The sequence below is a fragment of the Vibrio minamisatsumaniensis genome, assembly GCF_050337445.1.
In the GTDB taxonomy this organism is placed as follows: domain Bacteria; phylum Pseudomonadota; class Gammaproteobacteria; order Enterobacterales; family Vibrionaceae; genus Vibrio; species Vibrio artabrorum.
The window spans coordinates 1-16,966 of record NZ_JAKJSY010000087.1; the positions used below are offsets into that span (position 1 = coordinate 1).

Annotated in this window: 15 protein-coding genes; 5 read left to right on the top strand and 10 right to left on the bottom strand. The window is 44.1% G+C overall.

Annotated features, from left to right (window positions below; all coding sequences use genetic code 11):
• Positions 1 to 238: 238 nt before the first annotated feature.
• The 5 genes from L4B77_RS16835 to L4B77_RS16855 all read right to left on the bottom strand — a co-directional run bounded on the left by L4B77_RS16835 (position 239) and on the right by L4B77_RS16855 (position 3,991).
• Positions 239 to 400 carry a hypothetical protein gene (locus tag L4B77_RS16835; protein ID WP_429751859.1) on the bottom strand — a complete coding sequence of 54 codons (162 nt, stop codon included), beginning with the start codon at positions 398 to 400 and terminating at the stop codon, positions 239 to 241.
• 273 nt (positions 401 to 673) lie between these two features.
• A complete protein-coding gene (locus tag L4B77_RS16840) occupies positions 674 to 1,528 on the bottom strand; it encodes an amino acid ABC transporter ATP-binding protein (protein WP_429751860.1) in 855 nt (284 codons plus the stop codon).
• Positions 1,521 to 2,201 carry an amino acid ABC transporter permease gene (locus L4B77_RS16845; RefSeq protein WP_429751862.1) on the bottom strand — a complete coding sequence of 227 codons (681 nt, stop codon included), beginning with the start codon at positions 2,199 to 2,201 and terminating at the stop codon, positions 1,521 to 1,523. Before L4B77_RS16845 ends, L4B77_RS16840 begins: the two co-directional genes overlap by 8 nt.
• Positions 2,202 to 2,352: 151 nt before the next feature.
• Positions 2,353 to 2,994, bottom strand: coding sequence for an amino acid ABC transporter permease (locus L4B77_RS16850; protein WP_261840476.1), 642 nt, complete (start codon positions 2,992 to 2,994; stop codon positions 2,353 to 2,355).
• A gap of 130 nt (positions 2,995 to 3,124) precedes the next feature.
• Complete coding sequence (locus L4B77_RS16855) at positions 3,125 to 3,991, bottom strand: transporter substrate-binding domain-containing protein (protein WP_261840477.1); 867 nt, start codon at positions 3,989 to 3,991, stop codon at positions 3,125 to 3,127.
• Between the two features lie 238 nt (positions 3,992 to 4,229).
• Between L4B77_RS16855 and pdxR the strand changes: the two genes are divergently transcribed.
• Complete coding sequence (gene pdxR, locus L4B77_RS16860) at positions 4,230 to 5,744, top strand: MocR-like pyridoxine biosynthesis transcription factor PdxR (protein WP_429751865.1); 1,515 nt, start codon at positions 4,230 to 4,232, stop codon at positions 5,742 to 5,744.
• Positions 5,745 to 5,912: 168 nt separating this feature from the next.
• Here the strand turns inward: pdxR and L4B77_RS16865 are convergent, their stop codons facing one another.
• A complete protein-coding gene (locus L4B77_RS16865) occupies positions 5,913 to 7,229 on the bottom strand; it encodes an aspartate aminotransferase family protein (RefSeq protein ID WP_261840479.1) in 1,317 nt (438 codons plus the stop codon).
• Between the two features lie 362 nt (positions 7,230 to 7,591).
• Here L4B77_RS16865 and L4B77_RS16870 point away from each other — a divergent pair, with 362 nt between their 5' ends.
• Positions 7,592 to 8,287 (top strand): sulfite exporter TauE/SafE family protein, encoded by a 696-nt coding sequence (locus L4B77_RS16870; RefSeq protein WP_261840726.1) that lies wholly within the window; start codon positions 7,592 to 7,594, stop codon positions 8,285 to 8,287.
• A 12-nt stretch (positions 8,288 to 8,299) separates the two neighbouring features.
• The gene (locus L4B77_RS16875) at positions 8,300 to 9,052 is read left to right on the top strand and encodes an SDR family NAD(P)-dependent oxidoreductase (RefSeq protein ID WP_261840480.1); all 753 of its coding nucleotides are present in this window, start codon (positions 8,300 to 8,302) and stop codon (positions 9,050 to 9,052) included.
• Positions 9,053 to 9,129: 77 nt separating this feature from the next.
• On the opposite strand, the gene L4B77_RS16880 is transcribed toward L4B77_RS16875, so the two are convergent.
• Positions 9,130 to 11,505, bottom strand: coding sequence for a response regulator (locus L4B77_RS16880; RefSeq protein ID WP_429751868.1), 2,376 nt, complete (start codon positions 11,503 to 11,505; stop codon positions 9,130 to 9,132).
• 87 nt (positions 11,506 to 11,592) lie between these two features.
• Between L4B77_RS16880 and L4B77_RS16885 the strand changes: the two genes are divergently transcribed.
• Positions 11,593 to 12,351, top strand: coding sequence for a substrate-binding periplasmic protein (locus L4B77_RS16885; protein ID WP_429751870.1), 759 nt, complete (start codon positions 11,593 to 11,595; stop codon positions 12,349 to 12,351).
• A 197-nt stretch (positions 12,352 to 12,548) separates the two neighbouring features.
• Here L4B77_RS16885 and ybiA read toward each other — a convergent pair whose 3' ends face one another.
• The gene (ybiA, locus tag L4B77_RS16890) at positions 12,549 to 13,034 is read right to left on the bottom strand and encodes a riboflavin biosynthesis intermediates N-glycosidase (protein ID WP_261840483.1); all 486 of its coding nucleotides are present in this window, start codon (positions 13,032 to 13,034) and stop codon (positions 12,549 to 12,551) included.
• Between the two features lie 264 nt (positions 13,035 to 13,298).
• Positions 13,299 to 13,493, bottom strand: coding sequence for a PA3496 family putative envelope integrity protein (locus tag L4B77_RS16895; RefSeq protein ID WP_004732575.1), 195 nt, complete (start codon positions 13,491 to 13,493; stop codon positions 13,299 to 13,301).
• Positions 13,494 to 13,974: 481 nt separating this feature from the next.
• On the opposite strand from L4B77_RS16895, the gene L4B77_RS16900 reads away from it, so the two are divergent.
• On the top strand, positions 13,975 to 14,514 hold the full coding sequence (locus L4B77_RS16900) for a transcriptional regulator (protein ID WP_261840484.1): 540 nt from the start codon (positions 13,975 to 13,977) through the stop codon (positions 14,512 to 14,514).
• 355 nt (positions 14,515 to 14,869) lie between these two features.
• Here the strand turns inward: L4B77_RS16900 and L4B77_RS16905 are convergent, their stop codons facing one another.
• Entirely contained in the window at positions 14,870 to 16,843 is a 1,974-nt protein-coding gene (locus L4B77_RS16905) for a replication initiator protein RctB domain-containing protein (RefSeq protein WP_261840485.1), read from the bottom strand.
• Positions 16,844 to 16,966 lie beyond the last annotated feature (123 nt).

A 16,966-nucleotide genomic window follows, 5' to 3' on the forward strand; every position in this document is an offset into this window, starting at 1 on the left:
TTCTTTGTGGGAACCATATGACGTTTCTTCGTTTTAGAGCAGGAGAGCCGCTGTCAGAGCTGGTTCATCATGCTCTGGTTCAATCCCAAATCAGGTCAATTTAGTTCTTTCGTAGGATGAGTGCGTCTGAAATGGCGAAAACAGCGAGAAAGTGGTCATTAAACACCCGTGTTTAGATTGTAGAGCAGGAGTTAGGTCAGTCAGGCACTCATTCTGACGTGAATTAAGCCGCTACTGTTCAGGTAAGGAAACATTGAGATCCCTTACCTTCAAGATCGGCGTCATTTGCCATTACAGGCGTTGAAAGTGTTGCTGTTATTCCAATTACACCCATCAATTTAAAGGTGGTACCCATCAATTTTTCAGCAGATACATTTGAACGGCTAAGCAAAGTTTTCATTGTCTCTATCCCTCTGGACTCGGTCAGTAAGTTCGCTCTGTATGCTATTGCCGAAGTGTGACCGTTTGCCGTAAGTTATTTGACAGTTAGGGTGCATTTATGTGGCAGTTATATTTCACTTATATGGCAGCAACCGGATTCGGTAGTCATCCATGTAGCCTTGGTCAGCGCCACAAGAGCCTACGAAGTAAAAGCTAACGCATACAAAAACTCCGACAAATTCTGTCGGAGTTTTTTAACGGTCGAACCTTGAAGTTATGCCAGCCATCTAGCTCATGAATCAAGCTTAAGAAACTGTCTTACCCTTGATGAATCTGGGTTAGTGAAAAACTTCTTTGGGTTGGATTTTTCAATCAATATGCCCTTCTCAAGAAACACCACCTGATCTGACACCTGACGCGCAAACTCCATCTCATGCGTCACCACCACCATGGTGTAGCCCTCTTGCGACAGTTTCTTCATCACCAATAACACTTCTTCGACCAATTCAGGATCGAGTGCTGACGTTGGCTCATCAAACAGCAATACATCCGGCTCCATCGCGAGAGCTCTGGCAATAGCGACACGTTGCTTTTGCCCACCCGATAACATGCTTGGGTAGTTCTCTAATTTGTGCGACATCCCCACCTTGTCGAGTTGCTTACGAGCCATCTCTTCGGCGTCTGATTTCGCTATCTTCTTAACGTGAACGAGCGCTTCCATGACGTTTTGCAACACGGTTAGATGCGGCCACAAATTGAAGCTTTGGAAAACCATACCAAGGCGCTCTCTGAGTTTCGCCAGCTCTTTGTATTTGAGAGGTTTACCCGTTTCTGAGTTGATACCAATGCGTTCATCACCCATAAAGATCGTGCCGCGCTCTGGCTGCTCTAACCAATTCATGCAACGTAATAGTGTCGATTTCCCCGACCCAGACGAGCCGAGAATACTCACCACATCGCCTTTGTTGATGGTGAGGTTGATGTCTCGTAATACTTCGATGCCATCAAACTGTTTCGACAGGTTTTCAACCTTGATGATCGTCTCACGTTGTTCCAATTGTGGCTCGCACTCAATCACTTCCAAATTCACGCCCAAAGAAGGGTTAATCGGTGCTTCCGTTTCAATAGTCTCTGATTGTTTAAGCATGGCTAAGCCCTCTAAGTTCAACTTTGGTTTGGATTCGTTTGGTGATGGTTTCCAGTGCAATACTCACTGCCCAGTAGAGCGCGATAGCAATGATGAACGCATTCAATGGGATAAAGTACGTTGATTGAATGCTGTTGGCGGCCGCGGTAATTTCTGCGACGGTAATGATGCTGAGAAACGCGGTGTCTTTTAAGCAGATGATGAGTTGGTTAGTGATCAGAGGAACCGATTTAAACAACACATTAGGGGTAATAACTCGGGTAAAGGTTTTGAATTTAGAGAAGCCATAAGCGTGCGCAGCTTCGATGTAACCCGGCTCTAGTCCTTTACGAACCCCTCGAAAAATCTCACAAAAATAGGTACCGTGATAGAGACTTAGTGCGATGATTCCCGCAGTGATCGCATCGAGTCGAATACCAACTTGAGGCAACCCGTAATAGAGCAGGTACGCTAAGATAAGAAACGGCAAGGTACGCATAATGCCTATCAAACTATTGATGGTGTACTTCACACCGAGTCTTGAGTTTGATGAGCAATGGTTTTCGAGGCAATACAACAAACTGATGCCAATGATGAAACTCAAGATTGAAGACGAAACAAAAAGATTAAGAGTGGTCACAAATCCCGAAGCAAACAGCTCTTTTTTTTGCCAGATAATATTCCATTCTTCCATATTTACTCCTTAAACTTACCTGCTCAATCACGCTTCACAAGCAGGTAATAGTGTTTCTGACCAAGTAGCCGTGACGGCTAAATTGTTGCTGCGGTTGATACCAGAGGCATCGCTGATAACAGTAACTACGATTGATAACCGCTGTAGACACTTACGGCTGCAGATAAGTCGCTCGGTTTTCAGCCATAGCTTGCAACTTCACCAACACACCAATAATCAACATGTATATAGCACCAGCACACAGAATCGGCCCAAGTGGTTCATAAGTAACCGCAGAGATTCTATTGGTGACACGGGTTAAGTCGACAATGCCGATCACCGCGATAGCTGGGCTGCCTTTGATTAAGAACGACATCTCATTGACTAGTGCAGGTAGGCTCATGATCACCATTTGTGGGAACATGATTCTGCGGAAGTAAGTTATACGTCTCATACCAATGGCTTCAGCCGCTTCCATTTGCCCTTTTGAAAAGTTCAGAAAGGCGTTGCGCCAAATCTCCGCATTGAATGCCGATGTATTGAGTGTGAGTGCTAAAATGGCAGAAACGTGCTTATCTAAATTGATGCCAAATGATGGAAAAGAAAGGAAAATAAACAGAGCCAGTGTCACCAAAGGCGTTGCTCGTGCCCAACTGACATAGATGCCCAACATTTGATCCACAAATGGGATTTTCATCATTCTAATCAAGGCAATCATTAAGCCGATAACGACACCGAATACAATCGATACTGCCGATATCCATGCCGTCGCCCACGCCCCCTGTAGCAACTGTTCCCAAGCGTAATAATCCATAAACGACCTCTTTGATCAGCGACTTATTTCGATAGATTGTGCACAAATGACTCATGGGCTAAACCGCTTTGACCCCATTAGCATGGACACAAACAGTCGCTAACTGTTTGTGTCGGCACGTACTGATTCGCTATTGAACAGCGATCAGCTTGTGATACTGCTCGACAGAAGTAATGGCTTCTGAAGGGAGTTGGTCGAACGATTCACCAAACCACTTCTTCTGCAACTCTGCCATTTTTCCTGTTTGTTCAAGATGGCGGAAAAACTCGGTTAGGTAAGCCAAAAGCTCAGGATTATTTTTAGGAACTGGCCAGCTCACGAAACCTGGGCCAGAGACCGCTTCGCCTTTTTTGAATACCTTTGACTTCGACTTCACCACCTCGTTAACCGAAACCACACTGTTGATCACATAGTCGATACGGCCGATTGCCAAATCGGAATACGCTTCTGGATAAGATTGATACTGAACCACTTTCCCCAAAGACTTGCCTTGGGCTTCAAGCATTTCTTCCAACTCCGGCAGTCGCTCTAGCAAGGCACTACCCGCTTGTAGCCCCACCGTTTTACCATCTAAATCCGCAACAGTATTGATGTCGTCAGCATCCGCTCGGGTTAAGAAGTAGTGCTGCGCGGAAGCGATCGGTGGAGTAAAGTCGAAGGCCTTTAAACGGGCGTCGGTAATGATTGCGCCGGTTAACGCCACATCGTATTGACCTGCGGATACTGATGCGAGTAACCCAGTCCAAGGTAAGATCTCTTGTTCAATATCGAACTTCGAATATTCACGCAGTTCATCAAGCAGATCTTTATTGATCCCAGCCGGATTACCACGATCGATGTAGTTGAATGGCGAATAGTTATCCTCTGTCGCCACTTTCATAAAACCTTGCTTTTCGATAGTTGCAAGATCGGATGCTTGTGCAACACCAAAACAACCCAGTACGACGGTTGCTGCCGCTGTTGAAACCCATGCCTTCATCGTCATTCCCTGTTTCATGCGCTTTCCTTATCGAGATTATTTGCCTGCCTTTACTTTATGAACGGAATGAGCCGAAGACGTAGAGCCAATTTGATTTTCAGGTTGGGACAGAACTATTTTTAGGTTAGAGCAGCGCATATTTCCCATTAGATACCGATCAAAAGCCAGTCCTTAAATATCAATATGAACTCTGGCTCGCTTCTTGCTCTTTTATACAAATAGGACCGAGATTTACTGAGAATAAGGACTGTCTCTCATGGCGATAAATCACAATTGTTTCATCGAGTTTGATTCCAAAAGAAGCCTGCAAGAGCAAGTACGTAGCTATTTGGTGACGGCGATATTGAAAGGTATTTTTCCTGTGGAAAAAGCGCTTCCGTCTTGTCGCAAGCTCTCTAGCCAATTAGGGGTATCACGCAATACGGTCTCGCTGGTGTACGATAGTTTGCTCGATGATGGTTATCTCATCAGCAAACCTCGTAGTGGGTATTACCTGTCAGACAAGTATCAAAATCCAAGCGAAGAAATGGATGCGAACTTGGATCATTTTGAATCAACAGACAACGACAATGCACCGGATTGGAGCAAGCGAGTAAAACTGCAATTGAGCCAATACCCTCGCATCGTCAAACCCTCACATTGGAGCTGCTACCAATACCCATTTATTTTTGGTCAACCCTCTATCAATGACTTTCCATTAGCGCAATGGCGGGAAGCCACAAGAAAGGTCACCTCAGATCCAAATGACCACCGCTGGCTGTGTGACAAGGTCGATAAAGACGTCGACATGCTGGTCGAACAGATACGCACAAGAGTGCTTCCTCAGCGCGGTATTCATGCCCAAAGCGATGAGATCCTCATAACCTTAGGTTCGCAGAATGCGCTCTATTTGATTTCAACCTTGCTCATGAACCATGAGAGCCGAGTCGGAGTCGAGAACCCCGGCTACAAGGAAGCGAATCACACCTTTAATCTCGCTGGCGCGCAGTTACACCCACATCAAGTGGATGAACAAGGATTGAGATTCAATGAGCACTCTTCACTGTGTGATCACTTCTATGTTACGCCGAGCCACCAAGCTCCAACGGGCGTCACCATGAGTGACGAACGTCGAGATCAGTTACTGGAAATGGCCAAAGCCAATGATGCGGTGATTATCGAAGATGACTATGACGCTGAGTGCAACGTGGAGTGGAATCCTAAGCCCGCGCTGAAAGCCAGTGACAAGGAAGGACGTGTCATCTACGTCAGCAGCTTCTCTAAACTATTAGCCCCCGGCTTGAGGTTAGGCTACATCGTGGCACCTGAAGAGTTAATCTACGACCTTAGAATACTGCGGAGATTGATGTATCGACATGCGCCAAGCCGCGTTCAGATGGAAGTCGCGCACTTTATTGAACAAGGCTACTACGACAGCTTTGTGAGGCGCTTTAGAGAGAACACGCGCCAGCGCTGGAAGCTGATCAACGATGCCGTGTTAAAATACTTACCTGACTGTAAGCGACTGGCTCAAAGCGAGCAGGCCAACTCTCTGTGGCTACAAACCCCTAGCCACATCAATAGCCAGCGTTTAGCTTCACGAGCCGCCCAAAAAGGCATATTGATTGAGACAGGCTATTCGCACTTTATGAGTAATACCGAAACGAAATCGGGCTGTGAAGCATTGTCAGAATATGATCCCAACTCCTATTTTCGACTGGGCTTTCACGCTATCGATAAAGATCTGATCGCCCCCGGCATCAAAGAGCTGTCAGAAGTGATGAAGATCTAGCATCACTAAAGCGCAGTTTGACCAGAGTGATTAAGTGGATGAACGTAAAAAAGAGCATCAGTCGATGCTCTTTTGTCGTTTCTGAAGGTTAAGTTCGACACATTAAAAAGAACAGGGAATCCTTTACCAAAGTGCCTTGGTTGCTGCGCTGGCTATCTGATGAAACAATTAAGAAGCGATTTCACACAATACTTCATCAATGATCTTGACGCCTTTTTTAATCTCGCTTGGCTGAATAACCAAAGGTGGCGCGACGTGAATGCGGTTATTCACAATGAAAGTCAACAGGCCTCGCTTGGTCAATTGCGCTTTCAATTGCCCCATTTTTTCATTGCTTAAAGGTGTTTTACTTTCACGATCTTCCACTAGCTCTACTGCCCAGAACATCCCTTTACCACGTACATCACCAATTATAGGATGCAACTCTTGAAGGTTCAGCAGAAGCGGCCCTAAAACGCTGTTACCGACGTTATCAGCATGCGTGACAATGCCCTCTTGCTCCATCACATCGAGCGTTGCGACGATCGAAGCCATCGCCAAAGGGTGACCAGAATACGTTAATCCGCCCATAAAGAAATTCGACTTAAAGTACTCAACGATCGGTTCACTGACCACCACACCACCAGCCGGTACATAACCCGAGTTCACCCCTTTCGCGAAAGTAATCAAATCTGGCACGACATTGAAGTGTTCAAACGCAAACCACTTACCCGTGCGACCAAAGCCGACCATCACCTCATCGAAGATCAGTTGAATGCCATGTTTGGTTGCCAGCTCACGCACGCCGACAAGGTAATCTTTGGGCGGAATGAGAAAGCCCGCCGTTCCAGGAATGGTCTCTAGAATAATCGCCGCAATCGCCGTTGGTCCTTCGCATTCAATCACTCGCTCTAAATGCTGCAGGGCACGCTCACTCTCTTCAGCTTCAGTCGCCGCGTTGAATTCGCTTCGATAGAGAAATGGATTGAAGAAGTGAACGTGCCCACGGCTATACTCGTTTGGAATTCGACGAAAGTCCCCCGTCGCAGCAATAGCAGTGCCTGTATTGCCATGATAAGAACGGTAAGCAGAGAGTACCTTGTCGCGCCCTGTGAATTGTCTCGCCATGCGAATCGCATTTTCGTTAGCGTCTGCGCCTGCATTGGTAAAGAATACCTTCTGAAACGTGCTGGGTGCTTTCGACAAAATGCGCTTGGCCGCCAAACCACGAGTAAGGTTTGCGGTCGCAGGGGCAACGGTCACCAATGAGTCAGCCTGATCTTTAATCGCTTTGATCACTTGTGGATGCTGGTGACCAATATTGGTGTTAACGAGCTGGCTACTAAAATCAAGGTACTCTTTACCTTCGTAGTCCCACATTTTGCACCCTTGCCCACCCGCAATGGCGATAGGCTCAGCCGCTTCTTGAATCGACCAAGAATGAAATACGCTCTTGTCGAGGTCGATAATATCTTGGTTCACAAGCTGTTCTGTTGATACTTCCATTTCATCGTCTCCATTAACAACACTAGATTCACAGCCGCTCGTGCTTGGCTTGTCTTCGCGAATGAAAGACGCGAAACACGACATTAAAAAGGCTGCGCTATCGGATGGAATAATCTTCATCCCAAACAGGGCGGAGCTCATAGTGTCAGTTTCAACAAAACCGTGGGCCAGTGAATCAGCCCAAACCTAGTCCCTAATCCAACCAAAGGCCTGACCCAATCCAATCGTCGATCTGGCTCTATTCAAAATTCTTAGGTGTGAATAGATTGAAAGGCAGACGAGACAAGTCTCATCAAACACTAATTAATGCAGCAGTAACTTCAAAAGCAAAGAGGAGAACAAGAGTGGAATTAGGGTTGGCAATGACATTGATTCTGTTTGCAGGAGTAGTGCGAGGCTATTCCGGGTTTGGGTTTGCGATTATCGCTGCGCTCTCCCTAAGCTTTATTGTTCCACCATTGCAAGCGGTAGCCATCGCTATCCTATTGGATTTTCTAAGCTCTTTCCCTCTGCTCAAACAAAGTAAAACCACCATCAATATGCGGCTTATTACCCCGTTGTGTATTGGCATGTTGGTTGCGGTGCCTTTCTCGCTGTATTTCATTAGCACGATATCGGAATCGGGCTTGAAGGCCTTTATCGCAATGATGTCTTTGGTCGCTGGCTCACTGATTATTTTGGACTTACGCCTCACTTGGTTACACCAACGACACGCGTTTTGGGCGGGAGCAATTTCAGGGTTTAGCATGACCACAGCCTCTTCGGGAGGGCCGCCATTAGTGACGTATTTGATGAACCTGACCATTAAAACCAGTGAGCAGAGAGCCACTGCGATTGTGTTTTTTCTTCTGAGTTCAGCGATTTCACTGATCGGCTTCATATGGATTGGCGCATTAGATCAAGGATCATTCACCACTGGCTTATGGCTATTACCAGCCGCTTTGGTTGGCAATATACTGGGTCAAAAACTGTATCTATCAGTACCAAACTTGTCTGCAAAAACAACGACCGCGCCGATTTTGATCGGCATGGCACTACTTATGTTAATTTCAAATTAGAAGGATGTATTTATGGATAAGATAGCGTTCATTACAGGGGCAACCTCTGGTTTCGGCAAAGCGGCGGCAAAACGTTTTGCAAAGGATAACTGGTCGTTAGTGTTGTCTGGTCGTCGAATCGAAAGGCTACTCGACCTAAAGGCAGAATTAACGGTGCCTGTACATGTCATTCAACTCGATGTCCGAGATGCAGATGCTGTAAAACAAGCCATTGATTCACTACCCGCTGAATTCTCATCAATTACCGCATTAGTTAATAATGCTGGCTTAGCCTTAGCACCAGAAGGTGCGCCCGATGTGGATTTAAAAGACTGGCACACAATGATCGACACCAATGTCACTGGCCTAGTCAATGTCACTCACGCGCTGCTGCCTACGTTAATTAAAAAAGGCGCAGGAAGCTCTATCATCAATGTTGGATCCATTGCCGGACAATGGCCCTACCCAGGAAGCCATGTGTATGGTGCCAGCAAAGCATTCGTAAAGCAGTTTAGTTACAACCTACGTTGCGACCTACAAGGCACTGGAGTTCGTGTCACAGACCTCTCCCCTGGCATCGCAGAAACGGAATTTACTCTAGTAAGAACCAAAGGTAACCAGACGGCTTCAGACAATCTTTACCAAGGCACCACGCCGTTGTCAGCAGAGGATATTGCCGAGCAGATGTTTTATATCGCAACCTTGCCAGATCACATCAACATTAACCGAGTCGAAGTGATGCCGACTCGCCAAGCGTGGTCTGCGTTCGCAATCGATAGAGACTAAGTTCAAACCGACACAAACAAAAAAGGTGGTCTTTTCAGACCACCTTTTTACCCTATATTCAATATTCTCGGATTACTCTAAACAATTTTCTGCTCATGCTCCTTGGTCGGTTCAGCCTCATCAGACAAGAACCCTGCAACGATCTCTCTCAATGTCCCCTGATTAACCGGTTTGGATAAAAACTCATCCATACCGACATCAAAGCACAGGTGCTTGTCTCTCTGCACAACGTTGGCTGTTAATGCAACGATCGGAACATGCTTTGAAGAACCCTCTTCGAGCGCTCGGATCTGCTTGGTCGCTTCAAACCCATCGAGCACTGGCATCTGACAATCCATAAAAATCATCACATATTCGTTAGACTTAAATTTCTCAACGCCAATTTTACCGTTATCGGCAATATCAACCTCAAACCCAAGCTTCTTAAGCATCATCTTGGCGACTTGTTGATTCACTCGTGAATCCTCGACGACCAACACCTTACCGCCAAATGAGGCTTTAACCGTTTCGGGTTTAGATTCTTGTTTAACGACAACGACAGGTTTGGTTGATGGCGTCGGTTCATTGTCCTTAAACAATACCTCACCTCGATTTGGGTAGGTAAAAGTCGAGGAATCAGGCTCTCTCATGAGGACTTCAGTCAGCGTCCATTTAAGTTGGTTATCTTGATAAGGACGAGCGATATAGGCAACAAAACCCACTTGTTTAGCTCGTACTTCGTCTTGTTTTCGTGGATCTGCTGAGATCATAACCAACTTAGGACACGTTTTGCCAAAACGCTCTATCAAGCTTCTTGCTAATTGGAATCCATCAATAGACGGCATCACTTTATCAATCAGTACAAGATCATAAGGCAATGACTTAGCCACCGATTCTGAAACTAACTCTATCGCTTGGCTGGCCGTCTCGCAGCTATCAGAAACAACACCAAACAGCTGCAGTTGTGCTGATGTTATGCGCATGTTTAATGGACTGTCATCAACCAATAAAACCGAAACTTTATTAAAATCGATTGTGCTCTCATCGACATACACGCACGGTTCAAAGTCAGCAACAAAATAGAACGTGCTTCCTTTGCCCTCTACACTGTTTAGTTCGAGCTTACTGCCCATCAAGCTAACGATCTTATCGCATATTGTCAGCCCCAGCCCCGTACCGCCATAAATACGGGTGGTACTACCGTCGGCTTGTTGAAATCTATCGAACACCGATTTTTGCTTGTCTTCAGCAATACCGATTCCGCTATCCGTTACCTCAAACCTCACCCTCAGTTTTTGGTCGGGTTCTATCACACTCTCCAAATGAATCGAAAGCGTGACATGGCCATGCTCGGTGAACTTAATCGCGTTGCCCACTAAGTTGTTAAGCACCTGTCTGAGTTGAGTGCCATCACCGATCACCATAGTGGGAATCTTAGGATCAATGGCGAGCTCAAATCTAAGCCCTTTCTGTTCTGCTTTTATTTTAAACGTTGACTCAACATCAGCCACAATGCCCATTATTTTCATCGGCTCTGATTGGAGCTCTAATCGGCCAGCTTCAATCTTCGAGTAATCAAGAATATCATTGATTAAATCGAGTAACGTAAGCGAGGAGGTATTGAGCATATCAACATACTCTTTTTGCTCTTTCGGCATCTGCATTTCAGAGAGCAAAGACGAAAGACCGATAATGCCATTCATTGGGGTACGAATTTCGTGGCTCATATTGGCAAGGAATTCACTTTTATTTCGATTAGCTACCTCAGCGATATCTTTTGCTTTTTCAAGCTCTTGGTATTGTTGACGAATGCGTTCAATAGACTGATTGTAGCTAATTTCTAGTGTCGAGATCTCATCTTTATAAGTCGAATCAATTGGTGTTAAGTGACGCGGTTTACTGTCTTCGATCTGTTGCTGATTGATCTGAGAAGATATGGTGACCAATCGCTTCACAACAAGGCGATAAACGATCGTTAAGCACACGATAGACAGCAGGAATATTTTGACCGCTTCAAAGGAGAGTAACAACAATACTCTCTCCTCAAAATCGTTGAGGATCATGCTTAAATCGGACTGCACGGTTAACTTCGCGAGGGGGTAATTTTTCCCCCCCATTTGATGTACCATTTCCCAAGACTGGGAATAAGATTGGCCTTCGGTCTTTTGACCTAACTCTAGAATTTTTTCATCAGGACTTTCTATCACCAAATAGCTCACAGAAGGAAGACGGGAAATACCTTCAGCTTGTACAAGTAACTGCTCACGGTCTTCAACCCACAAACTTGCGGTTAAGCCAGAGAGGTATCCAGCTTTAATTTGCTCTATCTGAGAGCTAATGAAAGAAACCCTATTTTGGTACTCAACATACAGCCCTAGACCGGTCACTATCACAGTGAATAAGGTGCTTATCACAACTATAGCTCCGATAAGTTGTCGCGAGAGTCCAATATAACGCTTTTCTTTTTTCACCATGTACACATTACCATTGTTGTTCCCCTAGCAAACTACTGTTACTCAACTAGTATAATAGTAGTCATTGATTGAACAATAGGGAAAGTTATGAAACGTCGTCTTATGTTAACATTCATGGTTGTTTTTTTTTCAAACGGGTATACTTTTGCAAGCGAACCTCTTGATTACTACATTATTTCAAGCCAAGCACAGCCTTTTCAGATTGAAACTGACGGCTCCTCCCACAGAGGCATCGTTACAGATATTGTGAAAGCGGTATTCGATGACAGTCAATATGAGATCAACTACCACACTTATCCTTTTAACCGAATGATCGACAAACTTGACGCAAGAGAAAACCCTAACTGGGTAACTTACGGCAGCCCGAGTTGGGGGAACATCCAGTCTGTCAACCTGTCTGAGGAACCGATTTACAATGTAAAACACGTATTACTCAGCAGTGGAAAAAAACCATTTGAGTTTAAAACCATTGACGATTTATACGGAAAAGCAGTGGTATTACTGATTGGGTTTGAATACCCAAATTTAGAACCTTACATCAAGCAAGGCAAGCTCAACGAAATTCGAGTGAAAGATTACAGCGCGGCTTTTCGTGTCTTAAACCGAGCTCCGGGTGATACGGTTTTTGTTGAGATGGAATCAAGAATCAAATACAACCTAAACGAGCAAAAATTAAATTTTGATGACTACCAGATGCAAGATTTTGGTTCTGTGATCAACAACTACCCTATCCACTTAGCTTTTGACCCTAAGATGGATCCTAAACTGCAAAGCTTCATCAACCAACGCCTCGCTCAAATGAAAGATGATGGCCAACTCGACGACATCGTACAGCGTTATTTGTAACACCAGCGTAACGAAGAATTGAGCAACAGATTGAACAACAAAACAGATAGCTTGGTAACGCACTTTAACTATCGTTGAGGCTTAACTATCTAGCATCTAAAAGGCCGCCCTGCTTAACTTAATACGCCATTACAGGACGGCCTTTTCAATATACCGTTAGGGCAAACATAAATATGCCCGCTATCAGAATCAACGAATCAATGCGAAGCAATCGAATGGCGTTGCTGAGAACGAAGTTGTTGGCGCACTGCCATCAAGATCTTGCCTAAATGGTTCTCGCCGGTTCCATCTCCGCCATCGCCCCAAAAGTGGTCTTTGTGTGAATGTTCTTTGATCACCGAATCGCCGGTGTTGATAAGAAACCGCGCAAACTGTGGATTCTGGCTGAACTTCTCAGCAACAATGAATTTCATAACGTCAACACGAATGTCATACCAATCTTCACGAATTTGGTCTGCATAGTCACGGCTTAAAGAGAAGGCCTCGGCAGGTGTACTGGCTTCAAAAATAGTATTGCGCAACGCTTCCGAGGTAAATTTCATCGCTTGGTAATAATGTTCGCTGGTTGCCCAAATTTGACCATCAATCTCAATTGGACAAGCTGCAAAATTGGAAAGGTATCCATTTGGGTCTTCCGGTTCATAAAACAACACTTCTGTGGCTTGAGTCACTGCATTAGACATAGCTTTATCCTCACCAACGATGTTCAATATTTCACTTCAACTTTAAAATTAGTGGTGTTGTATTTTACTGTCAAACAACTTGGTTCAAGAGTCAGTTATCGAGCCGTTTTTAGTTGTTCAACACAATTTGTAAAGGGAGAGGGTGGATATCTAACAGGGGGTATAAGCGTTGTTTTTACTGAGGGGATGTATGTAAAAAAAATGAAAAAAACAATATAAATCAAAGGGTGGCATTGAACCACCCCCTTAAAACCATCAGAGATATTAGTGAATAAGACCGAGCTCCCTCGCTTCTTCAAGACTAAAACCACTTTCTCTTATTTCTCTCAACGCCTCAATACGACGACGAGCTTCAGCTGACTTCATTTTCTTCTCTGGTTTGAAAGAGACTTCTTCTTCAGCATCCCACTTATTGGCAATGTTTGTCATTTCATCATGGTTGATAGAATTAATGGACATATTTTCCTCCGAAAGCACCATGTCATGGACAGGTAATCTGTAGCAAATGCTATTTCGCTTGTTAAGCAGTTCTGCACTGAAATGTGATGATTCCGACGCTTCATAAAGCTAATTAACAAACGGCTCATTTAAACTTTGCCAAAGCCATTTTCTGCAATTACATTAAAAGAATTACCCGTAAGAAATATGACTTGATCTAACTCTCATTTTCCCCATTGTCATTTCTCTATTTCCTTTGAAACTTCGCCAAAATAACCCAATCTCGATGGCTAGGCATCGCGTTCTCTTTCGCGCCCATCAGCCCAGCAAAATAAAACTATTGTCTCGTAAATCTTATTGCCTCCCTTATTCTTTGGTTTGGCGAACTCATAAAAAATGAGCCAAACTACTTAGCAAGCATAGAGTGCATGCAGTAATGAAATACAATATGAAGCCAAATGCTTTTCAGACAATCATTTTGTTAAAAATGGGAGAATAGTATATGAGTGAATTAGACACTTGGTTAGAGCGTGTCAGCGATTGGTACAAACACCGAAAGCATGATCAAGTGACGCAGTTAGAGCCGTTGATCTTAACACCTCCAGATACGCTCTGGGGGCCTTTGATCAGTGATAAACAAAGCAAAGGCATTGCATCTTGGTTAGATGGGTGCCTGAGAATATTTACCTTCTATCGATATCGACACGCGAAATGGGAAGGAACGAACTTATACTTGAATTCATCACCGAATAGTCTTAGCGCTGTTGACCCCCACAATCAAGAAAAAGCCTATCAATATCTCATGTTCGCTTACGGGAAACTTCAGGCCGTCACATGTAACCCCAAAGCCGAACCAGCCTTACAAGAGTGGTGCATACAGCGAATACAACACTTATGTGTGCTAGCTTTAGAGTTTGCCAACCAGCAACCAGAACCACGTTGGCAAGAGGAATCGAAACAATTGATCGAATCGCACGTTCGCTTTATGGCAAATCAACATCAAAGCGACGATCATTGCCCAATTGAACACCAACTTCACTGATCAATCCTTTCGATCAAATCAAAACTCAATAAAGCGACTGAGATCAAAAGCCGTATTTATCCTTGATCATGCTTCGTTCAGGAATAACACAAGCTATTGAATTAACGAAATATTATAAATTTCAGGCAAAAAAAAGCGAGTCCCTAAGGAACTCGCGAAAATCTATTCAGTATGATGTAACAAAAATATAAGCCAATTTATTAATCACAAGAAAGGACAAAAGTTGTCTATTCGTGATAAATCATAGTCAACAAGGTGCGTGTTATTGTCATCAATTTGTCAGCATTAGGTGCGATTTTTATCAAATCGTAATAATCATAAAACTATCATTTATAAAGATAAAAACAGATTTTAATTAATGCCCAATCGCCATCTCATCAAGCGCAATAAACACATTTTCATCTAAGTGCCCCTCATGAACTTGCTTGCACACTTTGCGACGGACCGCCAAACCCGAAATAAGACGTTCAATAGACAAATGTCGGTTACTGTCACGGTTGTTGTAAAGCTCAATCAACTTACTCAACGTTTCGTATGGAACCACATTCTCTCCAACTCTCAACCAATCAAGCTTCTCAATGAGCTCTGAGCACTCTTCTTTGATTGAGGCATGTGAATGCCCGGTCATTGCTGATAAAGCGGTTATACTGCGTTCTAGAGCCTCTGCAGAGGTATATCGAGAGAGAGTTATCATAATCTCGTCAGCATTAATCTCAACAGAGTGCTTACGTTGCTTTACTCGACGCCCTAATTTGCCTCTTGGCGACGGTGTCTTGCGTTGAATGGGTTCAAATTCACCATCAATAATTTCAGACAGCTCTTCTAACTTCTGCTTAGACACCATCTCGTTACGAAGTGGATTCGGTAACGTAGGGGCCATATTCCGTTTACCCGCGTTAGTGGTACGGGCTCTTGAGTACCGCAGTACCTCTTCAACATTACACTTAATATCCACTTGATAATCAATGATTTTACCCTTTTCTATCAACGACATAATCGTTAAGTGGTAACCCCACAAGTTAACCAAGAAGGTATCGTCTTGCTCACCGACTTCACCCAATTTTCTGAGTTCTCGGACCAGATCCATTGAGAAACGACGCCAATCAATATTACGAGCCAATTTTTGATTCAGCTCACTCAGTAACATACTGTCTGTATGACGACGTGCCATACGGCTTCTGAAGTAAGAATACATTTGGAAAACCAAGGTGTGCTGCTTCAGAATTTCCGGTGGGAATAAGAAGAAATAGTCGCGTGTCAGTAGCTCTTCATAGAACGAAGGTTCCCAAACAAGAATGTATAGGTTTGGTTTAATACGAATTTCGCCGTCAGAGCCCTCTGTAGGCGCTTCTTCCGATGCGGTAATGGTTCTAGCTAAGAATCGGAAACGGTCACTCTTAAAGCCTTCTGGCATGTTCTCACTTAACCAACGGCCAGTCAGCTCATGCAGTTGGAAATCTGTATATTCAATACGATCAATACTGTCACGAATCGAGTCACGAGCTGGGCCACTGTCTTTCTTGCCACGTAAAGACAAAATATCAGTGATGTAGAGTGGTGTTTTGTTAGGAGTGTGCTTAGCGTCTAGGTGGTAATCATCTTGATGATGATCATGATACTGAACCGTTAAGGTAAATAACGCGAACAACGTCATCAGATCATCAACCGTCATAATATTTTTAGATGATCGCGTCTCGATCACTGCGCGAGTACCGGAGATCGAAACCATCGATTTCTGGTAACTCTTACGCGTTCTAGGGGGGGCCAAGGCTTGATCAATGATTCCAGCCCAATTGGTTGGCGAAACAATAAATTGATCCGCTTCATCTTTCATTGTGGGTGGAGTATTAAGCCCATGTTCATTCAGTAGCCGTTTATTTACTTTGGTTTGAGCGAGGGCTTTAGAGCGCTTTTGTTTTTCATTTTGCTTGACACTTTCGGTAACTAAGCTGGTAGCACCCAGTACCGATATTAACTGGTTAGGGTTAACAAAACGATGCAACATGGTTTTTCCAGCAAGCCCCTCTTCAAAACGAACTGGAACTTGCTTGAAAAGACCAATACTGACCGCGGCTCTGAGCCTTTGTTGTAGGGCAGCCCGAGTAACTTGACCATCGGTAGATTCGATGATCTCTGTGGTTGAAACGTAGCCGTCTTTGCTACTAAACCCACGTAGTGAAATTAAGTTAAGTAGTTCAACGATGCTTTTGGTGACGCCTTTGAAGTGTTGATATTGTTCAATCCATTCAACAGCGGTTTCAGATACCTCAAATAAATGACCATCTTTGTGGCTTCGTGCCTTAATTAACAATTTATCTTCTGGTTTCATTTTAGATCCGTATCACACTAACCGTAATTTCACTATAGTTCCTGAATGATAAAGAAAGAATGATCATAAATAAAGAGAATTTATTATCTTTTAAATAACTGATCTTTTTGATTAATATGATCT